This is a genomic window from Pirellulales bacterium (assembly GCA_035533075.1).
In the GTDB taxonomy this organism is placed as follows: domain Bacteria; phylum Planctomycetota; class Planctomycetia; order Pirellulales; family JAICIG01; genus DASSFG01.
On record DATLUO010000141.1, the window covers coordinates 1 to 4984 of the forward strand.

Consider the following 4984-nt stretch of genomic DNA (forward strand, 5'->3'; position numbering starts at 1 on the left):
CCACGACGGCCGCTACCGCTACGAGGTGCCTCAGGTGGTCGAGCCGCTGGCGCTGTCGATTGCCGGCGGCGACGATTGGTTCGGCCCAATCAAGGTCGAACCGATCGACCGGCCCGGCGTCGAGGGCCTTTCGATCACGGCCCGCCGCCCGGGCGCCGGCGAAGGCGAGACGGTCACGCACGACGGCACCGATTCGCAGCTCTTGTTCCTCTCCGACACCCAGCTCGAGCTGAAGCTGACGGCCAGCGCGCCTTTGGTCGCCGCCGAGCTATTGGCCAAGCCGGGCCAGCCTCCCAAGCTCAACCGTGTCGACGAGCGTCACTATGCGGCGAGTTGGAAGATGACCGAGGCGCAAACGCTCGAAATCCGGCTGGTGGGCGAACAAGGGGGGCTGGCGTCGAAGCCCTATTTCATCACGATCGGTCTTCTGACCGACCGCGCGCCGCGCGTGGCCGTGCGTTCCAGCGGCGTCGGCCGCCGGGTGACGCCGCAAGCGCGGGTCCCCTTGTCGGTCCATGTCGCCGACGACTTCGGATTCACGAAGCTCGACATCGACATGGAGCAGACCGTGCCCAAGGAGGGCAAACCCGAAGTCACCACTCGCGAGATCGCCGTCGAGCTGCCGCAGGCCGACGAGGCTTCTCCTTTCACCGATTTCGACGTTCAGCGCCAGGTGGCCTTGGCCGAGTACGGCTTCGCCGCCGGCACGCTGGTCAAGCTTCGCGGTACGGCGATCGATAACTGCACCCAGGGCACTCAGACCGGCTCGTCGCGCTGGCTGAGTTTTCAGGTGGTCACGCCCGAGGAGTTGTTCTACGAGATCTTGATGCGGCAGCGGGCCGAGCGGGCAAAGTTCGGCGTCGCCCTCGAGACGGCCCGCTCGCAGACCGAAGTCCTGGGCGGGCCGCTCGACGACGAGCGGGCATTCAGCGTTGCCCGCAAGCACCAGCTCGTCGCCAGGCAGGTTTGGCAGGTTGCCAACCGTCTCGACGCCACGCTGACGGAGATGACGCTCAACGAGCTGGGCAGCCAGCAAGCCCGCGATTTGTTGCAAACGAAGGTCATCGACGCGATCCGCGAGTTGCACACCGACGCCATGACCCACCTGCGGAACACGTTGGAAGCGGTCGCCCGCGACCCCGCCGGGGCGACGGAGCAGTTGGTCGAGGCCCGCGAACTGCACCAGGAGATCGTCGACGAGATGCAGCGCATTCTGGAGCAGATGTCGCAATGGGAGAACTTCATCGATGTCTTGAACCAGTTGAAGGAGATCGTCAAGCTGCAAAACAGCGTTCTGGAGACGACCGAGGAGGAGAAGAAGACCCGGACGCAGGAGATCTTCGACGATTAGGAACGTCATTTACATCTCGGCATTTTTGCCGGTAGAATGTCAAATGTCGCCGTGAAGCGTGGCCGAGCAAACGGCCGTGGCGCCCTGCTACGTTGCAACGCTCAAACGTCGGACTCAAGGAGAAACCATCATGTCGCCAGATGCGGCAAACGAGTTGGTCAGCTTCCATCGTTTCATCGCGGAACACGTCGGTCGGGGCGAAACGGACTTGTCACCGGAAGAAGCCCTCGATCTTTGGCGTGCTCAAAACCCTTCCGCCACGGAATTCGAGGATACGGTCGCGGCACTGCGCGAAGCGCTGAATGACATGGAAGCCGGCGACAAAGGCACTCCGCTTGAATCGTTCGATCGCGATTTCCGGAATCGACGCGGCATTCCATCAGCACCATGACCCGCGTCGTCACAGTCCTTTTTCGTGCCCAAGCTGACGTGGTACGAGGATTCGGACAGTCGCCACTGAAAGCCACTGATCTTATCGTGTGATTGGCGATACAAGATAACCAACGTCGCGCCGATCCAGCTTGACGCAGTGCGCACGGCCGCCCCCTGTGTCCTGATCTCTCCACGCCGCACGAGAGCCACTAACTCAACCGTCAAGAAAAGGCGGTTGCCCCGGCCGCCGCCGTCGCGTATCGTTTCTCGCGGGCGCACCCTCGCCGCCTCCTCCGTCATACCGATGTGCGAACACCTGTGGACTTGAAAATCGAACAGCTCAGCCCGTTGGAACGACGGTTCGAGCAAGTGCGCCGGCGGCTGGGATTGGTGCTGGCGCCGGCCGTGTTCGTCAGTGTCTGGTGGCGTGAGTTCCCGTCGCTCTCAGCCGAAGGCCACCATCTGGCCGCGGTGATGGCCGCCGTGGTCGTGCTCTGGATCACCGAAGCGCTGCCGATGCCGGTCACGGCGCTCACCGGCGCGGCGGCGTGCGTCGTACTCCGCGTGGCGCCGGCCAAGGCGGTGTTCGCCCCTTTCGCCGACCCGATCATGTTCTTGTTCATCGGCTCGTTCATCCTCGCCCGCGCCATCTTCCTGCACCGGCTCGACCGGCGACTGGCGTTCTGCGTGCTCTCCTCGCGCGCAGTCGGCGCGCGGCCCGGCCGCGTGCTGTTCGCCTTCGGCGCCGTGACCGCCTTCATCTCGGCCTGGATTTCGAATACCGCCACCACGGCCATGATGTTCGCCATCGGTATGTCGATCCTCGGGTTCCTGTTCGATCACGAGCGCGCCGGCGGACCGGCCGTCAGCCGCCGTTATGCCACCGGCTTGATGCTGATGACGTCGTTCGCCGCGTCGATCGGCGGGCTGGCCACTCCGATCGGCACGCCGCCCAACCTGATCGGTCTGGGCCACATCCGCGATTCGCTTGGCGTTGAGATTCCCTTCGTGCAATGGATGTTCCTCGGCGTGCCGGTGGTCGTTGTTCTGTTCCTTTACCTCTTCGTCTACCTGAACTACCTTTGCCCGGCGGGCGTACGCGAGATCGCCGGCAGCCATGAGATGCTTGCGCGCGAGCGCCGGCGCCTTGGCGCTTGGACCGCAGGACAGGTCTCGACGTTGGCGGCCTTCCTGGTGACGGTCGTGCTCTGGGTCGTGCCGGGCGTGATCGCGCTTGCGGCTGGGGGCGAGGGCCCGCTTTACAAGGCGATCAACCGTAGCATACCCGAGGCGGTGGCGGCCCTGTTGGGAGCGGCCCTCTTATTCGTGCTGCCGGGCGACCGTGAGGGCAAGGCCATCACCTGGCGGGAAGCGGCTGAGATCGACTGGGGCGTGGTGCTGCTCTACGGCGGCGGTTTCGCGCTGGGGGTGCTCTCCGACCAGACGGGCCTGGCCCGCGCGATGGGCGACGGCATCGCCTTGTGGCTGCCGCAAGGCACCGGCACGCTGGCCCTGTTGGCCACCACGACGCTGGCGGCGGTGCTCGTTTCGGAGCTGACCAGCAACACGGCCTCGGCGACCATCGTCGTGCCGATGGCCATCGCCATTGCGCGCGGCGCCGGCGTCGATCCCTTGGAGCCGGCCCTGGGCGCCACGTTCGGCGCCAGCCTCGGTTTCATGTTGCCCGTCTCGACCCCCTGCAACGCCATCGTCTACGGTTCCGGCTACGTCCCGCTCACCCGGATGATTCGCTACGGGTTCCTGCTCGACGTGGCAGGGGTCGCGGTGATCGTGGTGTCGGTGAGGCTGCTGGGCGGATTGTTACGTTGAGATCCCCCCATTCAGTCACCATCCCAGCAGCCGCAGCTCGTCGTCCATCGCCTGCCGCGCATCGACGCGGCACCCCAAACGACAGGCCATCGCACGGAAACCGAGAAACATCCGCGTCATCAGCGTCACGAACGGCATTCCGCGCGTGCTCCGCCGCCGGAACATCTCGGCATAGAGAGCCATCCCCCGCTGGAAATAATCGGCGTCGCCGAAATCGAATGGACCTTCGTGCTTGAACGGTTCCCAGAGCCAATAGGTGATGTCCTCGAGCAACTTGACGTGCATGGAGTCGGCCCGTTGAGCGTCGGTCAACATGGCGCTGCGGATGCAATGCGCAACGACATCCTCACGGGTGCCGCGAAACGCCTTGTGACCAGAGCGGATCGTGTCCCATTCGTCGTCGCTGAACGTGCGGCAGCCGCCGAAATCGAGCAGCCCCAACCGGCCGTCGTCGAGGAACAGGAAATTCCCCGGCTGAACGTCGGAGTACAGCAGCTTTTCACGATAATAAAGCCACAGGCTGGACCGCATGATCTGCGCTCCGTGCCGATCGCGCAGCTCCCGCGGTGGGTCTGTCGCCAAAAAGAGGTCGAGGTGCTTGCCGGCCAGGTAGTCCATCGTCAGCACGTGCCGCGTCGAGAATTCCTGGTAGACACGGGGAACGACGACTTCATCGTCTTGCGAGAGGCACAGCCGAGCGCGCCGCAGCGCCTCGGCCTCGCGCTCGTAATCGGTCTCCTGCTCCAGCGAACGGCGGACGTATTCGAACTGCTCGCGCTGGTTCTGCCAATCGGCCGTGAGCCGCATCGGCAGAAACACGGCGCTGAGGCTGCGGAAGTCGCTACGGATCGTGTGCGCGATGTTGGGGTACTGGATCTTCACGGCCACCGGCTCGCCCGACTTGAGCCGCGCCCGATGGACCTGGCCCAGCGAGGCCGCCGCGAAGGCTCGAGTCTCGAACGACTCGAACAGCTCTTCCGGGTCGCGCCCCAACTCATTGCGCACGTGCTCGCGCAAGAGCGAGTAGTGCATCGGCGGGGCCTCGAAATGAAGCTTCGCCAGGGCCTCGGCGTAGTGTTCCGGCAGGAGATTCGGATAGTTGGCCAGCACCTGACCGACCTTCATGATCGCGCCGCGCAGGTAACTCATTCCACCCAAGAGCTTGATTGCGGCGGCCAGGTGCGGATCGTTCAGCCGCCGCGCCGCGTCGTCGCTCGACAGAAAGCCGCAACGGACCCAGTAGGCCATATAAGCGGCGGCGATTTTGGCCTGCAACGTCCCAAGTGTCCAGAGCCGCGCCAGTGAGCCGACGGGCACCGGACGATGGGAAAGCTTTTCGAAGATTTCCTCGATTGCCGCGGGCAGCGGCTCCGCTTCATCAGCCTCAGCCGGCAAGGCGGCCAGCAGTTCGTCAAGTGCCAGTGCCATCGG

Annotated in this window: 4 protein-coding genes; 3 read left to right on the plus strand and 1 reads right to left on the minus strand. The window is 64.6% G+C overall.

The window, feature by feature from the left end; translation table 11 throughout:
- The 3 genes from VNH11_18220 to VNH11_18230 form a co-directional block, all read left to right on the plus strand.
- Positions 1 to 1351: hypothetical protein (locus VNH11_18220; protein HVA48308.1), on the plus strand; the 1351-nt coding region annotated here is incomplete at its 5' end.
- Between the two features lie 58 nt (positions 1352 to 1409).
- On the plus strand, positions 1410 to 1742 hold the full coding sequence (locus tag VNH11_18225; protein HVA48309.1) for a hypothetical protein: 333 nt from the start codon (positions 1410 to 1412) through the stop codon (positions 1740 to 1742).
- A gap of 287 nt (positions 1743 to 2029) precedes the next feature.
- Positions 2030 to 3553, plus strand: a complete 1524-nt coding sequence (locus tag VNH11_18230; GenBank protein HVA48310.1) for an SLC13 family permease — start codon at positions 2030 to 2032, stop codon at positions 3551 to 3553.
- Between the two features lie 15 nt (positions 3554 to 3568).
- Here VNH11_18230 and VNH11_18235 read toward each other — a convergent pair.
- Positions 3569 to 4984 (minus strand): AarF/ABC1/UbiB kinase family protein (locus VNH11_18235; GenBank protein HVA48311.1); only part of this gene is annotated, 1416 nt, incomplete at its 5' end.